Source organism: Pseudomonas sp. PS02303 (assembly GCF_029959925.1).
GTDB lineage: Bacteria > Pseudomonadota > Gammaproteobacteria > Pseudomonadales > Pseudomonadaceae > Aquipseudomonas > Aquipseudomonas mandelii.
Map to the genome: position 1 here is coordinate 1 of NZ_JASCOM010000524.1, position 1,275 is coordinate 1,275.

Genomic DNA, 1,275 nt, shown 5'->3' on the forward strand with positions numbered 1-1,275 from the left:
CGCGAAGGCGGTGCGTCAGATACATCTTTGTTGGATGTGCCGCCGTCATCGCGAGCAAGCCCGCTCCCACAGGGAACCGCGTTATATCGCGCGATTATTGCGGCCTCGGTAACGCAGTCTTGGGCGATCGAGGTTTGTGCCCCGCGCCTTTGAGGGCATAAGCTTCGCCCCCTACGACTTTCATCACGACCTCCGTTTTTCAGGAATCCCCCATGTCCAGCCAGTTCCCCGAAGCACGTCCACGCCGTCTGCGCCGCAATGCGAGCCTGCGCAGCCTGTTCCAGGAAACCGAGTTCAGTCTGAACGACCTGGTGCTGCCGATTTTCGTCGAGGAAGAAATCGATGACTTCGTGCCGATCAAAAGCATGCCCGGCGTGATGCGTATTCCAGAGTCGAAACTGGCCGGTGAGATCGAGCGTTACGCCCGCGCCGGGATCAAGTCGGTGATGACGTTTGGCGTGTCCCATCACCTGGACAGCAGCGGCAGCGACACCTGGAGCGACAACGGCCTGGTGTCGCGCATGTCGCGCATTGCCAAGGACGCGGTGCCGGAGATGATCGTGATGTCCGACACCTGCTTCTGCGAATACACCGACCACGGCCATTGTGGCGTGATGCACAACCATGAAGTCGACAACGACCAGACCCTGATCAACCTCGGCAAACAAGCCGTGGCGGCGGCACGGGCCGGTGCGGATGTGATTGCACCGTCAGCGGCCATGGACGGGCAGGTCCAGGCCATTCGCCGGGCCCTCGACCAAGCCGGTTTCACCCAGACCGCGATCATGGCCTATTCGACCAAATTTGCGTCTGCGCTCTACGGCCCGTTCCGCGAAGCTGGCGGCAGCGCGTTGAAAGGCGACCGCAAAAGCTACCAGATGAACCCGATGAATCGCCGCGAAGCGGTGCGCGAGTCTCTGATGGACGAGCAGGAAGGCGCCGATGCGCTGATGGTCAAACCGGCCGGCGCGTACCTGGACATCATCCGCGACATCCGCGAAGTGTCGCGTTTGCCGTTGTCGGCGTATCAGGTCAGCGGCGAGTACGCGATGATCAAATTCGCCGCGCAGGCCGGGGCGATTGATGAGGACCGCGTGGTGCGTGAAAGCCTTGGCGCGATCAAGCGGGCGGGGGCGGATCTGATCTTTACCTACTTCGCGATGGACCTGGCCCTGGCCGGGATCTAAGAAACACCTCGGAACCCCTGTAGGAGTGAGCCTGCTCGCGATGGCGTCTTGTCATTCGACCCATGTATTGACTGATACGCAGCCATCG

At 61.3% G+C, this 1,275-nt stretch carries 1 protein-coding gene; it reads left to right on the plus strand.

All coding sequences use genetic code 11. From position 1 onward, the window contains the following. Positions 1-212: 212 nt before the first annotated feature. Entirely contained in the window at positions 213-1,187 is a 975-nt protein-coding gene (hemB, locus tag QMX98_RS34655; RefSeq protein WP_077750523.1) for a porphobilinogen synthase, read from the plus strand. The last annotated feature ends 88 nt before the right edge of the window (positions 1,188-1,275 follow it).

Excerpts from the sequence above, each read along its gene's own strand:
- hemB (WP_077750523.1), top strand. The coding sequence starts at position 213 with ATGTCCAGCCAGTTCCCCGAAGCACGTCCACGCCGTCTGCGCCGCAAT.